Origin of the sequence: Kitasatospora sp. NPDC058170 (assembly GCF_042883905.1) — a bacterium.
Taxonomy (GTDB): domain Bacteria; phylum Actinomycetota; class Actinomycetes; order Streptomycetales; family Streptomycetaceae; genus Kitasatospora.
This window is the reverse complement of sequence record NZ_JBHVUV010000016.1, coordinates 26,321-42,044: the sequence shown is the minus strand read 5'-3', so window position 1 is coordinate 42,044 and position 15,724 is coordinate 26,321. Positions and strand designations below refer to the sequence as shown.

The following is a 15,724-nucleotide window of genomic DNA, read 5'->3' as shown; positions in this document are numbered from 1 at the left end:
GTCGCTGGACCGTGGCGGGGTGGGCGGCCCGGGTTCGGGCGCCACCGGGGTACTACCGGTAGTGCGTTGTCAGGTGGCGGGGAACGGGCCGACGATGCGCTCCACCGCCCGCGCGACCAGTTCGTCGCGCTCGGCGTCCGTGAAGACGTCCGGCAGGGTGAGCTGCTCGACGACCAGCCAGTTCATGGCCAGGTACATCAGCAGGACGGCGGCCGCACCGCCCGGCAGGCCCGCGGCCTCGTGCCGGGCGACGTTCTCGTCGATGTCGGCGCGGACCCGCTCGGTGAGCAGCGTCCGCAGCTCCGGCCTCCTGGTGGCCTCCAACCGGAGCTCCAGCAGCGCCAGATGGCCGGACCGGAAGGCCGCGACCCGGTCGACGCTCCCCCGCAGCATCGCGCCGTACGAGGCGGCGTCCAGCGCCCGGTCGAACAGCTCGGTGATGACGCCCTCGTCGGGCCTGAGCCGCTCGTAGACGCGGACGCCGGCCTGGACGAGCAGGTCGTCGCGATTGCGGAAGTAGTTGGACGCGGTGCCGATGGGCACCGCCGCCTCCTTGTCGACGGCGCGCAGGGTCAGACCGCGCGCGCCCTCCCGGGCGAGCACCTCGATGGCGCCGTCGAGCAGCGCGGCCCGACGGGCCGGATTCTGACGCATCTCGCTCTCCTTCCCCGCTCCGAAGTACGCAAAGTAAAGCACTGCACCTGAAGTACGTCAACTGCAGTGGTTAGCCTCACGCACCCGCCTCCCGCACCCGCCTCTCGGCAGGGCCCCTCGGCGGGACAAAATCCCATCGGGCGCGAACTTTTGACATATAGTCCGATCAAGGTTTTTGTGAGCACGTTCAGGAACTGGGGGGCCGGTGTACCGTCACCGTGTCATGATCTCCGCTGCCGTCGTTGCGGCAGCCGTCAGCTTTGTACCCGCCACGGCTCAGGCGGCTCCGGCCGCCGGCCCCGGCCGGGCCTCGACCGCCAACTCCCCGGCCCTGGCGGCCGGTTCCGCGCAGGGCGCCACCGCGCCGGACGCCACCGCACAGGCGGCCGCCGCGCAGGAGGCGGGCAAGGCGGCCGACGCGGCCGCCAGGCAGACCGCTCGGGAGGCCGCCGCACAGGACGTGGCCGCGAAGGCCGCCAAGGCCAAGGCGGCCAGGGCCGCGGCCCCGAAGGCGACCGCCGAGTCCGACGCTTCGGCACCCGCGCAGCAGAGCAGCTTCTTCGACGTGGGGATGGGGACCATCGCCCGCTACGCCCACACCATCGGCCTGGCGACCTCCGTCGCCACCGACCTGCCCGACAGCTACGCCCAGTACGACGTCGACTGGGGCGACGGCACCGTCGTCCGCGACATCGGCAAGTCCAGCGAGTTCATGTACTTCGATCACAAGTACGCCGAGGTCGGCACCCACACGATCACGATCAAGGCCACCGACGTGATGTCCCGGGTGACGTCCGTCACCACCAAGGACGTCGTCGTGGACGGCTCCGAGTTCACCCCGCACGCGCCCACCCGGCTGCTGGACACCCGGGACGGCACCGGCACCGCGGCAGCCGGCCAGGTCGCCCCGTACGGCACGGCCCGGGTGAAGGTCACCGGCAACTCCGGCATCCCGGCCGGGGTGACCGCCGTGGCCCTGAACATCACCGCCACCAACACCTCGGCGGGCGGCCACATCACCGCGTACGCCTCCGGCAAGGCGGCGCCGACCACCTCGAACGTCAACTTCGCGACGGGGCAGACCGTGCCGAACCTGGCGATCGTGCCGGTCGGCGAGGACGGGTACGTCGAACTCGCCAACCGCAGCGAGGGCGCGGTGGACCTGCTCGCCGACGTGACGGGCTACTTCACCCGTTCCGCCGCGGCCGGGTACACCTCCGTCAAGCCGTCCCGGCTGGTCGACACCCGGGAGGGGCTGGGCGCGGCCAGGGGACAGGTCGCCGCCCAGAGCACCTTCGACGTCCGGATCGCCGGCCAGGGCGGGCTGCCGGCCGCGGGCGTCACGGCCGTGGCCCTCAACGTCACGGCGACCGACCCGAAGGGCGCCGGCCACCTGACCGTGTTCCCGAGCGGTCAGCAGGCGCCGACCACGTCGAGCCTGAACTTCACCGCCGGGCAGACGGTCGCCAACGCGGTGATCGTGCCGGTCGGCCCGGACGGCCGGATCAGCATCCGCAACGGCGCCTGGGACCCGGCCGACGTGATCGTGGACGTCACCGGCTACTACAGCGCCGACGGCAAGGCCGCCTACCTGCCGGAGGAGCCCCGGCGGCTGTACGACTCGCGGCCCTACCGCCTGTCGCTCGCCGGTCAGGACTACTACCACCAGACCGTGTGGACGTCCGGCATGGCGCTGGAGGCCCTCGTCCTCAACGCGACGGTGACCAACACGCAGGGCGGCGGCTACCTCTCGGTCGCCGCGGACCCGAACACGATCGACGACTACATCGGCGGCAAGGCCGTCCGGCCGACCCCGCCGGACTCTTCCGTCCTGAACTGGACGAAGGACGCCACCGTCGCCAACCTGGTGCAGGCGGGCACCGGCAGCACGGCCGTCATCGACTTCTGGAACCGGGGCTGGCAGCCGACCGACCTGATCGTCGACCTGTTCGGCATGTACGACAAGAACTGACGCCCCACCCGCGCCCCTTGGCGCGGCACACACCGCGCCGCACACACCGGCCGCTCGCCCCTCAACTCAAGGGGCGGGCGGCCGTCGCCGTCCCGGCCCTGGTCCCCGCCCTGGCCGGGCAGGACCTACCCGTGGCGCCTCGGTCCGCGGCGGTCGCGGTAGCGGTCGCACGGGCACGTCCGCCCGTTGGGCGACAGCTCGCCGACGTCGAAGTCCTCCCCGCCGCACGGGCCCGTCCCGTCCTCGTGGTCGGTGCGCTGGTGCCTGCAGTCCCGGCACCACGTGGTCGGCGCGCCGAGCATGAAGAGGACCCACACCAGGACGAACGACCCGATGACGAGCACCGGAAGGACCGCCATCGGTACCAGCTCCCTCCGGCCGCGCCGCCGTCCCGGGCCGTCCCCCGGGCCGGCGCCGGCACTCCGAGCGCACCCCTGCGCGATACGGGTGCCGCGCTTCTGGCCTACAACGCGCAGGACCGCGACCGGAGTTCCACCCGCCGGATCGACACCCCGGGATCGACACCCCGGGACGGGCACCCCCGGGTGACTCACCCGGAGGCCGACGCCCCCTCCTCGCCGACGCCGTCGAGCAGCAGCCTCGCGGCCACCGCCGCCCCGTCGGCGCGGAACGCGCCCGCCACGGCGGCCGCCCGGACCCGGGTCTCCGGGGTCAGGGCCGCCCCGAGCGCGGCCGACAGCGACTCGACGGTCGGCGTCGGGCCGTCGTGTGCCGCACCGATGCCCAGCTCGGCCACCCGGCCCGCGAAGTACGGCTGGTCCGCCCCCTGCGGTACCACCACCTGGGGCGCACCGGCCCGGGTGGCCGTCGTCGTGGTGCCCGCGCCGCCGTGGTGCACGACGGCGGCCACCCGGCGGAAGAGCGCCTGGTGGTTGACCTCGCCGACGACGAAGCAGTCGTCCCGGTCCCCGGTCAGGGCGAGGCCGGCCCAGCCGCGGGAGACGACAACCCGGCGGCCCTGCGCGCGGACGGCCTCGGCGACCACCCGGGCGACGTCCTGCGGATCACGCATCGGGATGCTGCCGAAGCCCACGTACACCGGTGCCGAGCCTGCGTCCAGGAACGCCACCAGCTCGGCGGGGAGCGGGCGTTCGTCCGGCAGGACCCACGCGCCGGTCTGCAGCACGTCGAGGTCCGCCGGCTGCTGCCACGGGGCCAGCACCTGGTCGGCCGCCAGCCACGGCCGGTCGGTGAAGACGTGGTCGCGGACGTTGTCCACCGGCGGCAGGCCGACCGACGCCCGGTGGGTGTTGACCGCCTCGCCGAACACGTCCTGCGCGTCCTGGACGTCCCGCTCCCACAGCACCAGGTTGTCGGTCACGTCCGCGGGGAGCGGCCGGCCCGGCCGCGGCATCGGCGGGTGGTGCGGCGACGGCAGGCTGACCGGCTGGTAACTCGCGTACACGTAGCGGATGCCCAGCTTCTCGGCGACCGCCCGCACCCCGGCCGCCGCCGGCACCAGGCCGGTCGCCAGCAGCACGTCGCACCCCTCGGCCGCCGCGGTGACCTTGTCGTAGAACGCGGCGACCAACTCGGCCGCACGCCGGGGCACTCCGCCCGGCGACGGCGGCGTCCGCCCGGTCACCAGGTCGCGCACCGACTGACCGGTGGGCACCATCTCCACGCCGACCCCGGCCAGTCGCTTCGCGAACTCCTCGTCCGGCGGCGCACACACCCGCACCTCCGCACCCAACTCCTGCAACCGCACCGCGAGTCCCACCAGCGGCTCGACGCCCCCACGCGAATCGTAGGCCGACAGCAAAACGCGCATTCCGTACTCCCGTTTCCCCGAACTCCAGCTTCGAGTGAGGATTCTGCATCATGATCAGGGTCTTGCGGCAAGCCCCCGGGCGCGCTATACATTGAGAGTGGAGAGGAGTGGGTACTCCCCTCTCCCCCGGCTTCCGGAGCCACCCGGGCCCGCCGCGGTTGCTGCCCGCTGCCGCGACCTAGAACTCCCCGCCCACGCCCAGGTCCTGTCGCATCGCGTGCCGCATGACCTTGATCAGCGGCCACAGCTCGTGCTGCGCCTCCCCCGCCGAGTGCAGGGTCTCGCCCGGCTGCGGATCGCCCTGCTCCAGCCGCTTGACCGTCGCGTAGACCCGGGTGAGCGCCATGTTCACCTCGCCGCCCGGGGCGATCACGGCGTCGGGCGCGACCATCAGGGCCTCGGACCAGTGGTTGCGGTGCGTGTCCTTGGCCTCCTCCAGCGCCCGGACGTCCTCCTCCCCGGGCGTCCGGTCGCGCAGGACGTGCAGGTGCCGGCTCAGCGCGGTCGCGAACTGCCGTGCGTCGCGGTACAGCTGGGTGTAGCAGCCGCGCCGCAGGGCGAGGTTCTCGCGGCGCTCCTGGAAGACCTGGCCCAGCTCCAACTCGCGCCGCTTGTTCCGCTCGGCGCCCCGCTGAGTGAGCAGCGCGGCCCCGAGGGTCCCCGCCACGCCGGTCACCGCGATCGCCACCGCTGCTATGTCCATCCGGTCACTCTAGGGTCCGTAGAGGCCTCGGGACGGACTCAGCCGGACGGACGCGGGCGGATCGCGTCGCGCAGCAGGAGGGTGGTGGTCACGCTGCTCACCCCGGTCAGGGCGATCGCGAGGCCGACCGGGAGGAATTCCGCGAACACGCCGAAGACCAGGGGTCCGATCCCCTGGATGGTCATGCTCGTGGTGTTGAGCAGGGCGAATCCCTGTCCCTGGAGGTCGGACGGGACGGCCTCCAGGAAGCGCCGCTGCAGGCCGAGCAGGTAGGCGGACCCGACGCCGGTGACCACGTACGCCGCGGCGACCGCCGGGTACGGCAGGTCCAGGACGAGCGCGATCGGGGGCGTGCCCATCACCAGCAGCAGGGGCAGCACGAGCCGTTCCCGGGTGGCGGGCGCGAACGCCCGCCCGACCACGACGTCGCCGACGAGCATGCCGACCGACGTGGCCGCCAGCAGGGCGCCGGTCTCCGTCGGACTGAACGCACGGTGCGCGGAGTACGGGATGAGCAGGCTCCCCGCCGCGGCCAGGTACGCGGCGGGCAGGCACTGGACCATGATCAGCCTGATGACCCCCGGGGCGGCGGCGAGCGCGGCGTTGCCCCGCAGGGTCCTCCGCACGATCGACCCGCCCGGCACGACCGGCACGACCGGCCCGCCCGCGCGGACCGCCGCGGTGCGCGCGAGGAACAGGCGGCTGATCACCGACGCGAGCAGGTGCGCCGCTGCGGTGACCAGCATCGTCCGGTCCACGCCCAGCCAGACGACCAGCGCCCCGCCGGCGGCCATGCCCACCATCTGCGCCGAGACCGCGACGAGGTAGGACAGCGAGCGCCCGAGCACGTAGCTGTCGCCGGTGAGGACCTCCGCCAGGACCCGGCCGGTGGCACCGGTGGTGACCGGGGTCAGGCAGGCCACGCCCGCGACGAGGAGCAGGCTGACCGCGAGCGGGAGTTGACCGAGCGCGAGCAGCAGCCCGACCCCGCACTGGAGTGCGTAGCCCGTGGCGATGAGGGTCCGCGGCGGGAACCGGTCCGCCAGTGCGGCGAGGAACAGGCCGCCGACGGCCTGGGGGAGGAAGCCGATCGTCATCGTCATCGCCGTCAGCAACGGCGAGTCGGTCCGCTCGAACACCAGCACCGCCAGCGCGACGGACCGCAGCGTGTCCGACATGACGCCGAGCAGCCGGCCCGCGAAGACGGCACGGAACTGTGCGACGGCGAAGACCTGGCCATAGGTGGCCTTCGCCGTGAACGTGTCGGTCATCTCCGTCTCCCCGGAACGGAACTCTTCCCCACGTCGACTCCCCCTGATCATCGAGTTGACCAAGGATCAGTCGAACAGGCGGCGTCCTGCAACCGAGTTGATTCGCACCGGTCACTCTGCGCAAGCACCTGCGGGGCCGGGGCTCGCCCCACGGATCGGACGCGGGGTCTTCGGGGCTGCCGTTCCGCCGAAGCGCGACACGGACGCCCACCGAGAAGGAACGTTTCGCCATTTTCTACTCTTCTAGGGTGATTTCGTAACGATCACCCGGTACCGCGAGGTACCCGTCCCGAAGGGCCCATCCATGCGCCTTCGTCAGGCCGCCGTCACCACGGTCGGCGTGCTCGCTCTCCTCCTGTCCGCTCCCACCCCCGCCAGCGCCGCCACCGGCGACTTCCTGTACAAGGTCGGCCCCGGCATCCCGGCCGGGCTCGCCGATCCCCGGAGCGGCGAATGCATCAACGTCTTCGGGGCCACCCAAGCGGATCCGGCCTTCGCGCCTGAGAACTTCACCCGGTCGACCGCCACGGTCTTCCTCGATTTCGAATGCGACGGTGACGTCTTCTACACCATGAACCCGGGCAAGAAGCTCGGGAACCGTCTGCACTTCAGGTCCGTCCTCTTCTCCTGACACCGGCTACCGACCCGGCGGCCGACCCCGTTCCCTCCGGAGCGCCCTGGTCGTCGCCCTGGTCGTGCCGTTGACCGAGTCGCGGCGGCACCGGATCACGCCGGTGCCGCCGGACCTCGCGTCTGGGCACGCCCCGGACTCGCGCCCGGCCGCCGGGGTCAGTCGTCGGGGTCAGTCGTCGGCGGCGACCAGGAGGGTGAGCACGCCCATCCTGCGGTCGATCAGCACCAGTTCGTGGAACTCGATGTGGATCGGGCCGTAGTCGTGGCGCGCGTCCTCGGGCAGCTCGCCGAGGAGGTAGCGGCTGGTGGCGTTGCGGATCGGGGTGTAGACGTCCGTGGTCAGCCGGGTGTCGAGGCCGACGGGGGTGGCGGCGCCGTTGGCGGCCCAGGAGCGGATGACCGCGGCGGCCGCGAGTGCGTCGAGCGACTCGTACACGGCCGGGGTGATGCGGTCGGACCACCACTGGCCGTGGCGCGGCTCGGTCCAGGTGCCGGCGCCGTCGTAGGTGTCGCGGAACTCCGGGTGGGCGATCAGGGCCGCCAGCAGGCCCCGATCGTCGGGAGGGTCCCCGGGGAGGTGGAAGCGCTTGATGTCCACCCAGCGGTAGCCGTGTCCTTCGCCGTCCGGGAAGGCGAAATCCCGGAAGTTGATGAAGGGGCTGTCCCACAAGGTCAGAGCATGTTGACGCTGCATGGGGATCAGCATCGCTGATCACTCTGCGTATTGGCCGCCCGGGACGCCGGTGGCGGAGGTGTCACGGAGTGGGAAGTCGGACCCGCCGACTTCCCACTCCCCGGCGCTCCATCCGAAGCGGCGGTCGCCCGGAGGGTGACGAATCGTTCCTGCCTGCGCTGCGCGAGTGACCTGCCGGACGCACGCACATGGTTCGCACCCGATCGGGAAGCGGTTCCCCGGGGACGTCCCCTCCCCCACACACCCCTTGGAGGAACCAGGTGAAACGCACCGTAGTGCTCGCCGCAGTGACCGCCCTCGTCGCGCTGAGCAGCGGCGGGGCCGCCGCACAGGGCTCGGGCCACCGAGAGACACGGGTACCGCACATCATCCGCACCGGCGACCGGATGGTCCTCCTCGGCGGCGAGACCAAGACCGACTTCGTCCCGTGCCCCGCGGGCTACGTCCCGACCGGGGGCGGCGGCCACTCCCCCACCGGCACCCTCGACCTGAACGCCTCCTGGTCCATCTCCGACTCCTGGTGGGTGACGGTCACCAACCCCACGCCCACGACGCAGGAGTACGTCCCCAACGTGATCTGCGCGCAGGTCGGCTACCAGCGGGCGTGGGGCGAGAACCGCAACCTCCGGCCGGGCGAGGCCTGGCTCTCGGAGGCCGTCTGCCCGGCCGGCATGCAGGTCTCCGGCGGGGGGATGGCGTCCGGCCCCGGCATCGTCATGAACTCCAGCGGGTCGGCGCGGACCAGCTGGCGGGCCGGCGGCATCAACCACGACAGCGAGGAGCGGACGTTCACCGTGCAGGCGCTCTGCTCGACCGTCCCGCACTCGCACATCCTCGGCGACCCGCGCACCCTCGCCCCCGGGGAGACCTCCAGCACGACGGCCCGGTGTCCGGCCGGACAGGTGCCGACCGGCGGCGGAGGCTTCACCACCGGCGGCAACACCCACCTGAACACCAGCCGCCCCTTCAACACCTCCTACTGGCTGGTCACCGCCACGAACCACACCGGTATCCCCCAGACGCTGACCCCCACGGTCACCTGCGTGACCCCGTAGCGGCAGCCGAACGGCGTGGAGTGGGAAGTCGGCGGGTCCGACTTCCCACTTCGCTTTTCAGGGCGGCGGGTTCAGGGCGGCGGGTTCGGAGTGGCGGCACTGCGGGAGGCGGGGTGCGGTGAGGACTGCTGGGGATGGGTGGGGTGGGCCGGGTGGAGGGAACGGGCGGGCCAGGCCGAGAGGGTGAGCGCGAGGAGGAGGGCGAGCGGGAGGAGGGTGAGGGCGGCGGCATGGGTGGCGGGGTGATCAGGCGGCATCGGTGCGCGGGATGACGTCCAGTTCGGCCCAGACGGTCTTGGCGTTGGGGTGGCGGGGGATGGTGCCCCAGCGGTCGGCGAGGTGGTCGATGAGGGTGAGGCCGCGCCCGGTCTGGGAGTTGGGGGCACAGGAGGCGGGGATGGCGGGGAGGCGGTCGCCGCGGGCGTCGGAGATCTCGATACGCAGCACGGTGCCGCGCCCCGGGGTGGTGGTGAGGGCGAGCGCGAGCTCGAAGTTGCGGCCGGGGACGCGGCCGTGGGTGATCGCGTTGGCGGCCAGCTCCGCGACGACGAGCAGGGCCGCGTGGAACGGCTCGGTGGCGGTGATGTTGAGACCCCAGGCGGTGAACTGTTGTCTGGCGATGCGGCGGCAGATCGCCGCGCCTTTCGGTGTTGCGGTGAGTTGGGTCGTGTGGGTACGCGGAGCGGTCGTGTCGAGACGAATTTCGGACTTCATGGGACAAAGCCTGGTGGCCCGGAAGTACCCTGACCATGCATCAGACGCGTACGGAGCGTGCCTGTCCGGATGCGGAGTGTCGGCCTGTCGGTTGGCCTGGAACTAACCGATCGAAAACACGGTGAGCAGGAACAGGGTGGTTGCTGTGGCGGGTGGCGAGCGCACGGTGTTCGACGACGGCGAGCTGCCGGAGGGCTCCGAGGGTGTGACGGAGTTCTTCAGCGCGGTGGGCAAGTTGGTGAAGATGTTCCGCGAGCGGTCCGGGCTCACGCAGAAGGAGTTCGCGCAGCAGGTCGGCTACAGCGACGACCTGGTCGGCTCGGTCGAGCGCGGCCGGCGGACGGCCCAGGCCGACTTCCTGGAGGCCGCCGACACCCTCCTCAACGCGGGCGGCGCGCTGAGGGTGATCGCGGACGACGTGATGAAGGCGAAGGTGAGGGTGAGCACGCGGCACCCGGCGTGGTCCAAGGCTTTCGCGAGCGAAGAGGCGAGGGCCGTCGAGATCCATGAGTACAGCGTCGTAGCCATTCCGGGCCTGTTGCAGACCGAGGCCCACGCCCGGGCGCTGTACCAGATGCGCCGCCCGTGGCTTGGCACCGAGCAGGTCGATCAATGGGTAGCCGCACGGCTTGCACGCCAGGAGATTCTGGCCCGGAAGCCGCTGCCTGTTATGAGCTGGGTGATCGACGAAGGCGTGCTGAGGCGACCCCTCGGAGGCTGGGACGTGCATACTGAGGCTCTCCAACACATCATCAAGGTCGGCGAGATGTGGGGCACGGAACTCCAGGTGATGCCCCTGGACAGGACCGAGCATGCAGGGATGGGCGGAAGCTTCATCCTCCTGACGCCAAGCGGAAAGCCGCCGATCGCCTACGTGGAAGTGCAGCACGTCAATAGGCTGATCACGGACCCGGACGAAGTCCGTAAGATGGCCGCACGGTACAGCAGTATCAGGGGACAGGCTCTTAATCCGAGAGAGTCCCTGGCCTTGATCCAGAAGATGCTGGGAGAACGGTGAGCATGGCCGAGCTGGCGTGGTTCAAGAGCAGTCACAGCACCAACGAAGGCGCCGCGTGCGTTGAGATCGCGTGGCACAAGAGCAGCTACAGCGGCAACGAGGGCACTGCCTGCGTCGAGGTCGCCGATGCGACCGCAGCCGTCCTCGTGCGCGACTCCAAGGACAAGAGCGGCCCCAACCTGACCTTCACCCCCAACGAATGGCAGGCGTTCGTCAGGTTCGCCGCCACCCTCTGACACATCATCACCCTGCACCGACCGCCCTGAAGATGCCGGGAGCACTGTGAGCATGCCCGAGCTGGCGTGGTTCAAGAGCAGCCACAGCACCAATGAGGATGCCGCCTGCGTTGAGATTGCGTGGCGCAAGAGCAGCTACAGCAGCAATGAAGGCGCCGACTGTGTCGAGATCGCATGGCACAAAAGCAGCTACAGCGGCAACGAGGGCACCGAGTGTGTCGAGGTCGCCGAGACGACGACCTCCGTCCTCGTGCGCGACTCCAAGGACAAGAGCGGCCCCAACCTGACCTTCACCCCCGACGGATGGCAGGCGTTCGTCGAGTTCGCCGCCACCCTCTGACGCACCATCATCCTGTACCGGCCGTCCGCCACGAGGTGGGCGGCCGGTGTACGTCCGGGCGCTGTACCGCCCCCTCGCCGCCCGCGTACGTCCGTGTACCGGGGGGCGAAAAACCGGAGGCGTCCGCGATCGGGGGCGTGTTACGGTCGAAATATCCGTGCTCGACCAGGATGCCGACAGAAGACAGGGAAGTGATTTTGTGCCCGCGGTGATGACCGCTGCTTCGCGCAGCGCCCGGACCATCCTCATGTCCCGGGCCCTGGTCTGACCGTTTCCACACCCCCCTGAGCCGCCTTCGCGCGGCCGCCGGGTGTGCCCGTGCTGTGCCGGGGCCCCTTTCACCCAAGGGTTCTCCCATGTCTTCTTCGTCTTCCTCCTCCGCTTACACCTCCTCCTGCTGGATCACCCGCGCCGAGACCGCCGCGGACATCCCCGCCGTCCGGGCCGTCACCGTCGCCGCCTTCCCGACGGCGCACGAGGCGGAGATCCTCGACGCGCTGCGCGCCGACGAGGGCTGGATCGACGGCCTGTCCGTCGTCGCCACCGACATCGCGGGCACCGTGGTCGGCCACGTCGTCCTCACCCGGGCGTACATCGGTGACGTCCCCGCCCTCGCGATGGGGCCCGTCTCCGTCCACCCCGACCACCAGCGGACCGGCGCCGGTTCCGCCGCCGTCCGGGCCGGGCTCGACGCCGCGCGGGAGCAGGGCGAGCGGTTCGTCGTCCTCCTCGGGCACCCGACGTACTACCCGCGGTTCGGCTTCCGGCGGGCGTCCGCCCACGGGGTCGAGCTCACCATCGACGCGCCCGACGAGGCGTGGATGGCACTGAGCCTGGACGACCGCCACCCGCTGCCGACCGGCCCGGTCCGCTGGGCCGCAGGCTTCGGCATCTAGGGCCTGCGTGATGTTGTGATCAGTTAGGCGGTCGCACGAGGTCGTCCCTCCAGACCAGGCACGTCGGGCCCGCGCCCGGCCGGTGCTCGGGGACCACCGGCCGAAGGGAGCCGTGGAGGGGATACGCCGAAGGCCGCCACCGTTGCGGTGGCGGCCTTGTGGCCCCGGGGGCGGCCCGTGACGCGGACCGGAGGTCGACGTCACGGGCCCAGGAGATCAGGAGCCCGGGGTCGCGGTGATCTCGGTGAAGCCCTGGGTGTTGGCGACCTGGTTGAAGCCGCTCCAGCCGCCACCGGTGGAGTAGTTGCCGTTGTTGCCGTACACGCGGTCGTCGGAGCCGATCGCGAACAGGTGGACGGTGTTGTCCTGTGCGGAGGCGGCGAGGCGCTTGAAGCCCTGGGCGTCGGCGACCTGGTTGAAGCCGCTCCAGCCGCCACCGGTGGAGTAGTTGCCGTTGTTGCTGTAGACGCGCTTGTCGGTGCCGAGCGCGAACAGGCGGACGGTGTTCCCGGTCGCGACGGCGGTCAGCTGCTCGAAGCCCTGCGTGTTGGCGACCTGGCTGAAGCCGCTCCAGCCGCCGGTGGAGTAGTTGCCGTTGTTGTTGTACACGCGGCCGTCCGAGCCGACCGCGTAGAGGCGCGCCGTGTTGCCGGTCGCGGTGACCGCGATCTCCTGGTAGCCGGCGGTGTTGTCGACCTGCTTGAAGCCGCTCCAGTCGCCGGCCGCGTAGTCGCCGTCGTTGCTGTAGACGCGGTAGTCCGAGCCGAGCGCGAACAGTCGTACCGTGTTGCCGGTCACGGTGACCGCGATCTGCCTGAAGCCCTGGGCGTCGTCGACCAGCTTGAAGCCGCTCCAGGTGTTGGTGGAGTAGGTGCCGGTGTTCTCGTAGACCCGGTTGTCGGAGCCGAGGGCGAAGAGGTGGACGGAGTCGCCGACGGTGACGGCGGTCGACTGCTTGAAGCCCTGGGTGTCGGCGACCTGGTTGAAGCCGCTCCACGTGTTCTTGGAGTAGTCGCCGTTGTCACCGTAGATCCGCTGGTCCGAGCCGAGCGCGTAGAGGTGGACGACCGGAGAGGCGGCGGGAGTGGCCGGCGGGGTGGGCGTGCCGGTGCCGGTGCCGGTGACCGGGGAGATGTAGCCGCTGATGACCTGCTTGGCGCTGAAGGGGGTCGAACCGACGGTCCAGTTGGTGGTGCTGTGCTTGGTGACGTGGCCCGGGTAGCCGCCCTGGTTGCCACCGGTGATGGTGACGGTGTTGCCGGAGATCGCCGTGACGATGGCGACGTGGTCGTCGGTGGTGGTGCCGCCGTAGTTGTAGACGACGGCGTCACCGACGTGCGGGGTCGAGGACCGGGTGCCGTACTTGAGGCCGTACTCGTAGAAGCTGGCCGCCAGGTCGTCCAGGGTCCCGAGTCCGGTCACACCGTTCTGCGCCCAGACCCAGCCGGCGAAGTCCGCGCACCAGGCGTGGGTGCGCTCACCACCGCTGCAACTGCTGCTCTGGCCCGGGCCACCGTCGTAGCCGCCGTGGGCGCAGGCGCCGTTGCCCTCCTCACCGATGGCGGTGGCGGCGATCTGCTCGCCCAGCGTGGCGGCGTTGGCGGGGGTTGCCGTGAAGGCGCCGAGGGCGCCGACGGTGAGCAGCGAGGCGGCGACGAAGCGCGCGGCGGTGGCGGTGGCGGTGGTGTTTGTACGCACGAAGTGCTCCTTGGGAGAGGACGGGCACGGCGGGGCCGCGCCGGTGAAGGAATGGCGGGTGCCGCTTGAGCGGCGGAAGTTCGAAGGGCGCGCGGTCGCTCTGACGCCGGAAGGGCGGAGCGGTCGGTGAGGCGCGCGGAGCCGGCGTGGTGCGGCCGGGCGGTGCGGGTCAGGCGGTGGCGGTTCGGGGTGGCAGGTAGCGCCGGCTCAGCAGGGGCGAGGCCTCGTGGCAGCGGCCGAGCAGGACCTCGGCCCTGCTGGGCGCGTCGGCGAGAGACAGGGCGGGGGTGGCGAGGAAGATCAGGAGGTCGATCCGGTCCACTTCGGTGCGGCCGGTGACGTGTTCGAGACCGTCGGCCGGCGTCGCGTGGGCCCACAGCGCGCCCATGACCTCGGCCAGCTCTCCGTCCGGTTCGGGCGCCGTCGGCTGCCGCCGGTGGAGGCTCGCGTAGACGATGTCCACCGGGCCTCAGCCCCAGGTCAGGTTGGACTGCGGGACCGGCGCGGGGGTGACGGCGGAGGCGGTGGCGGCGGTCACCGCGGTGGTGTCGGTGGCGACGGTGGCGGTGGCGGCGCCGGCCGCAGTGGCGGTGGCAGCGGCGGCCAGGGTGAGGACGGTGACCGCGGCGGCCTGGAGGAGACGGGTGCGCATCATGGTGGTGCTCCTGTTCGATGAATGGTCCGGTGGTGAGTTCCCGGCAGACGCCCCGCGGTTGACGCCTTGCCCGGTGTGCCGTCCGGCTCCTGCTCCCTGCCGGCGGTCACCAGCTTGGCCCGAGTGACGGGAGTGGCGGAAGGGGTTCCCGGCGGCGTGGACTCGCCAGGCGTGATCACGACACGATGTCATGGACATGTAGGCACTGAATACTTCCCGTCCCTTCGGGCGCCGACCCGGGCCGAGGTTTCCTCCGATATGCCCTGACCTGGGACGGAGGCGCCAAGAAGAAGGTTGATGGGGGCCCCGGGAGGTGTCAGGATCTCGACTGTCCGGGCGCGCGGGAGCCGACGCGCCGGTCCGAGGCAAGGGGGGCCTTCGCATGCTCGAAACTCTGGGACTGACCGCCGAGACCGCCGCCGTCTACCGGGCGATGCTCGACCGTCCCGACCTGAACCTCGCCGATCTCGCCGCCCGTTGCGGCCTGACGGCCACCCAGGTCCACACCTGCCTCGACGAACTCGGCCGCCTCATGCTCGTCCGCGCCAGCTCCGAACACCCCGGGCAACTGGCCGCCGTCAGCCCCGACATCGGCCTCGCCAACGCCCTGGCCCACCAGGAGGCCGACCTCGCCTACCGGCAGGCCCGGCTCGCCGCCGCCCGCGCGACCGTCACCCGCATGGTCGCCGAACACGCCGAGGCCCGGGCGGGCCAGGGCGAACGCCTCCTCGGCATGGACGCCATCCAGGCCCGCCTCGACCTCATGGGAGCCGAGGCCCGCACCGAGGTCCTCGGCGTCCACCCCGGCCCCCAGCAGCGCCCCGAGGACCTCGCCGCGGGCCGCCGGGCCAATGCGGACGCGATCGCCCGGGGCGTGGTGATCAAGTCCCTCTACCAGGACGCCACCCGCAACGACCCGCACACCACCGCGTACGCCCACTGGCTGGTCAGCCTCGGCAGCGAGGTGCGCACCGCGCCGACCCTCCCGCAGCGGCTCGTGATCGTCGACCGCACCCAGGCCCTCGTCCCCATCGACCCCGCCGACACCCGCAAGGGCGCGCTCCACGTCACCCAGCCCGGCATCGTCGATGCGCTCACCAGCCTCTTCGAGCACGCCTGGGCCACCGCCGTCCCCCTCGGCACCCGAACCCCCAACGACCCTTCCACCGGCCTCACCCCCACCGAACGCGAACTCCTGCGCCTGCTCGGTACCGGACTCACCGACGCCGCGGCCGGGCAGCGGCTCGGCATCTCCACCCGCACCGTCAGTCGCCACATGACCGCCATCATGGAACGCCTCAACGCCAGCAGCCGGTTCGAAGCGGGCCTCAAGGCCGCCCAACAGGGCTGGCTCTGACACCACCGCCTCACGGTCGGCCCGCCGCCCCGACCG

General features: G+C 71.5%; 19 protein-coding genes. 8 read left to right on the top strand and 11 right to left on the bottom strand.

Going from position 1 to position 15,724, the window contains the following annotated elements:
* Window positions 1-69: 69 nt before the first annotated feature.
* Window positions 70-654, bottom strand: a complete 585-nt coding sequence (locus tag ACFVVX_RS19200; RefSeq protein WP_387946989.1) for a TetR/AcrR family transcriptional regulator — start codon at window positions 652-654, stop codon at window positions 70-72.
* Between the two features lie 223 nt (window positions 655-877).
* On the opposite strand from ACFVVX_RS19200, the gene ACFVVX_RS19195 reads away from it, so the two are divergent.
* Window positions 878-2,626, top strand: coding sequence for a hypothetical protein (locus ACFVVX_RS19195; protein ID WP_387946987.1), 1,749 nt, complete (start codon window positions 878-880; stop codon window positions 2,624-2,626).
* Between the two features lie 125 nt (window positions 2,627-2,751).
* Here the strand turns inward: ACFVVX_RS19195 and ACFVVX_RS19190 are convergent, their stop codons facing one another.
* From ACFVVX_RS19190 to ACFVVX_RS19175, 4 genes are all read right to left on the bottom strand, one after another.
* A complete protein-coding gene (locus tag ACFVVX_RS19190) occupies window positions 2,752-2,985 on the bottom strand; it encodes a hypothetical protein (RefSeq protein WP_387946985.1) in 234 nt (77 codons plus the stop codon).
* 191 nt (window positions 2,986-3,176) lie between these two features.
* Window positions 3,177-4,418, bottom strand: a complete 1,242-nt coding sequence (locus ACFVVX_RS19185; RefSeq protein WP_387946983.1) for a glycosyltransferase — start codon at window positions 4,416-4,418, stop codon at window positions 3,177-3,179.
* Window positions 4,419-4,596: 178 nt separating this feature from the next.
* On the bottom strand, window positions 4,597-5,121 hold the full coding sequence (locus ACFVVX_RS19180; RefSeq protein WP_387946981.1) for a hypothetical protein: 525 nt from the start codon (window positions 5,119-5,121) through the stop codon (window positions 4,597-4,599).
* A 38-nt stretch (window positions 5,122-5,159) separates the two neighbouring features.
* A complete protein-coding gene (locus ACFVVX_RS19175; protein ID WP_387946979.1) occupies window positions 5,160-6,392 on the bottom strand; it encodes an MFS transporter in 1,233 nt (410 codons plus the stop codon).
* Between the two features lie 304 nt (window positions 6,393-6,696).
* Here ACFVVX_RS19175 and ACFVVX_RS19170 point away from each other — a divergent pair, with 304 nt between their 5' ends.
* Window positions 6,697-7,023 carry a hypothetical protein gene (locus ACFVVX_RS19170; protein ID WP_387946977.1) on the top strand — a complete coding sequence of 109 codons (327 nt, stop codon included), beginning with the start codon at window positions 6,697-6,699 and terminating at the stop codon, window positions 7,021-7,023.
* 171 nt (window positions 7,024-7,194) lie between these two features.
* Here ACFVVX_RS19170 and ACFVVX_RS19165 read toward each other — a convergent pair whose 3' ends face one another.
* Window positions 7,195-7,719, bottom strand: a complete 525-nt coding sequence (locus ACFVVX_RS19165; protein WP_387946975.1) for a hypothetical protein — start codon at window positions 7,717-7,719, stop codon at window positions 7,195-7,197.
* A 260-nt stretch (window positions 7,720-7,979) separates the two neighbouring features.
* Between ACFVVX_RS19165 and ACFVVX_RS19160 the strand changes: the two genes are divergently transcribed.
* The gene (locus tag ACFVVX_RS19160; protein ID WP_387946973.1) at window positions 7,980-8,774 is read left to right on the top strand and encodes a hypothetical protein; all 795 of its coding nucleotides are present in this window, start codon (window positions 7,980-7,982) and stop codon (window positions 8,772-8,774) included.
* Window positions 8,775-8,845: 71 nt separating this feature from the next.
* On the opposite strand, the gene ACFVVX_RS19155 is transcribed toward ACFVVX_RS19160, so the two are convergent.
* Window positions 8,846-9,031 (bottom strand): hypothetical protein, encoded by a 186-nt coding sequence (locus tag ACFVVX_RS19155; RefSeq protein ID WP_387946971.1) that lies wholly within the window; start codon window positions 9,029-9,031, stop codon window positions 8,846-8,848.
* A complete protein-coding gene (locus ACFVVX_RS19150) occupies window positions 9,021-9,488 on the bottom strand; it encodes an ATP-binding protein (RefSeq protein ID WP_387946969.1) in 468 nt (155 codons plus the stop codon). The genes ACFVVX_RS19155 and ACFVVX_RS19150 overlap by 11 nt, the downstream gene beginning before the upstream one ends.
* A 121-nt stretch (window positions 9,489-9,609) precedes the next feature.
* Between ACFVVX_RS19150 and ACFVVX_RS19145 the strand changes: the two genes are divergently transcribed.
* The 4 genes from ACFVVX_RS19145 (at window position 9,610) to ACFVVX_RS19130 (ending at window position 11,978) form a co-directional block, all read left to right on the top strand.
* Window positions 9,610-10,506: a helix-turn-helix domain-containing protein gene (locus ACFVVX_RS19145; RefSeq protein ID WP_387946967.1), complete on the top strand. Its 897-nt coding sequence runs from the start codon at window positions 9,610-9,612 to the stop codon at window positions 10,504-10,506.
* Between the two features lie 2 nt (window positions 10,507-10,508).
* Window positions 10,509-10,742 carry a DUF397 domain-containing protein gene (locus tag ACFVVX_RS19140; protein WP_387946965.1) on the top strand — a complete coding sequence of 78 codons (234 nt, stop codon included), beginning with the start codon at window positions 10,509-10,511 and terminating at the stop codon, window positions 10,740-10,742.
* 52 nt (window positions 10,743-10,794) lie between these two features.
* Entirely contained in the window at window positions 10,795-11,082 is a 288-nt protein-coding gene (locus ACFVVX_RS19135; RefSeq protein WP_387946963.1) for a DUF397 domain-containing protein, read from the top strand.
* A gap of 356 nt (window positions 11,083-11,438) precedes the next feature.
* On the top strand, window positions 11,439-11,978 hold the full coding sequence (locus ACFVVX_RS19130; protein WP_387946961.1) for a GNAT family N-acetyltransferase: 540 nt from the start codon (window positions 11,439-11,441) through the stop codon (window positions 11,976-11,978).
* A 216-nt stretch (window positions 11,979-12,194) separates the two neighbouring features.
* Here the strand turns inward: ACFVVX_RS19130 and ACFVVX_RS19125 are convergent, their stop codons facing one another.
* From ACFVVX_RS19125 to ACFVVX_RS19115, 3 genes are all read right to left on the bottom strand, one after another.
* Window positions 12,195-13,676, bottom strand: a complete 1,482-nt coding sequence (locus tag ACFVVX_RS19125) for a CHAP domain-containing protein (protein ID WP_387946959.1) — start codon at window positions 13,674-13,676, stop codon at window positions 12,195-12,197.
* Between the two features lie 169 nt (window positions 13,677-13,845).
* Window positions 13,846-14,139, bottom strand: coding sequence for a hypothetical protein (locus ACFVVX_RS19120; protein ID WP_387946957.1), 294 nt, complete (start codon window positions 14,137-14,139; stop codon window positions 13,846-13,848).
* 6 nt (window positions 14,140-14,145) lie between these two features.
* Entirely contained in the window at window positions 14,146-14,331 is a 186-nt protein-coding gene (locus ACFVVX_RS19115) for a hypothetical protein (protein ID WP_387946955.1), read from the bottom strand.
* Between the two features lie 382 nt (window positions 14,332-14,713).
* On the opposite strand from ACFVVX_RS19115, the gene ACFVVX_RS19110 reads away from it, so the two are divergent.
* Window positions 14,714-15,688, top strand: coding sequence for a LuxR C-terminal-related transcriptional regulator (locus ACFVVX_RS19110; RefSeq protein ID WP_387946953.1), 975 nt, complete (start codon window positions 14,714-14,716; stop codon window positions 15,686-15,688).
* Window positions 15,689-15,724: the final 36 nt, after the last annotated feature.

Excerpts from the sequence above, each read along its gene's own strand:
- ACFVVX_RS19165 (WP_387946975.1), bottom strand. The coding sequence starts at position 7,719 with ATGCAGCGTCAACATGCTCTGACCTTGTGGGACAGCCCCTTCATCAAC.
- ACFVVX_RS19140 (WP_387946965.1), top strand. The coding sequence starts at position 10,509 with ATGGCCGAGCTGGCGTGGTTCAAGAGCAGTCACAGCACCAACGAAGGC.
- ACFVVX_RS19170 (WP_387946977.1), top strand. The coding sequence starts at position 6,697 with ATGCGCCTTCGTCAGGCCGCCGTCACCACGGTCGGCGTGCTCGCTCTC.
- ACFVVX_RS19150 (WP_387946969.1), bottom strand. The coding sequence starts at position 9,488 with ATGAAGTCCGAAATTCGTCTCGACACGACCGCTCCGCGTACCCACACG.
- ACFVVX_RS19185 (WP_387946983.1), bottom strand. The coding sequence starts at position 4,418 with ATGCGCGTTTTGCTGTCGGCCTACGATTCGCGTGGGGGCGTCGAGCCG.
- ACFVVX_RS19200 (WP_387946989.1), bottom strand. The coding sequence starts at position 654 with ATGCGTCAGAATCCGGCCCGTCGGGCCGCGCTGCTCGACGGCGCCATC.
- ACFVVX_RS19175 (WP_387946979.1), bottom strand. The coding sequence starts at position 6,392 with ATGACCGACACGTTCACGGCGAAGGCCACCTATGGCCAGGTCTTCGCC.
- ACFVVX_RS19195 (WP_387946987.1), top strand. The coding sequence starts at position 878 with ATGATCTCCGCTGCCGTCGTTGCGGCAGCCGTCAGCTTTGTACCCGCC.
- ACFVVX_RS19155 (WP_387946971.1), bottom strand. The coding sequence starts at position 9,031 with ATGCCGCCTGATCACCCCGCCACCCATGCCGCCGCCCTCACCCTCCTC.
- ACFVVX_RS19180 (WP_387946981.1), bottom strand. The coding sequence starts at position 5,121 with ATGGACATAGCAGCGGTGGCGATCGCGGTGACCGGCGTGGCGGGGACC.
- ACFVVX_RS19190 (WP_387946985.1), bottom strand. The coding sequence starts at position 2,985 with ATGGCGGTCCTTCCGGTGCTCGTCATCGGGTCGTTCGTCCTGGTGTGG.
- ACFVVX_RS19115 (WP_387946955.1), bottom strand. The coding sequence starts at position 14,331 with ATGATGCGCACCCGTCTCCTCCAGGCCGCCGCGGTCACCGTCCTCACC.
- ACFVVX_RS19135 (WP_387946963.1), top strand. The coding sequence starts at position 10,795 with ATGCCCGAGCTGGCGTGGTTCAAGAGCAGCCACAGCACCAATGAGGAT.
- ACFVVX_RS19130 (WP_387946961.1), top strand. The coding sequence starts at position 11,439 with ATGTCTTCTTCGTCTTCCTCCTCCGCTTACACCTCCTCCTGCTGGATC.
- ACFVVX_RS19110 (WP_387946953.1), top strand. The coding sequence starts at position 14,714 with ATGCTCGAAACTCTGGGACTGACCGCCGAGACCGCCGCCGTCTACCGG.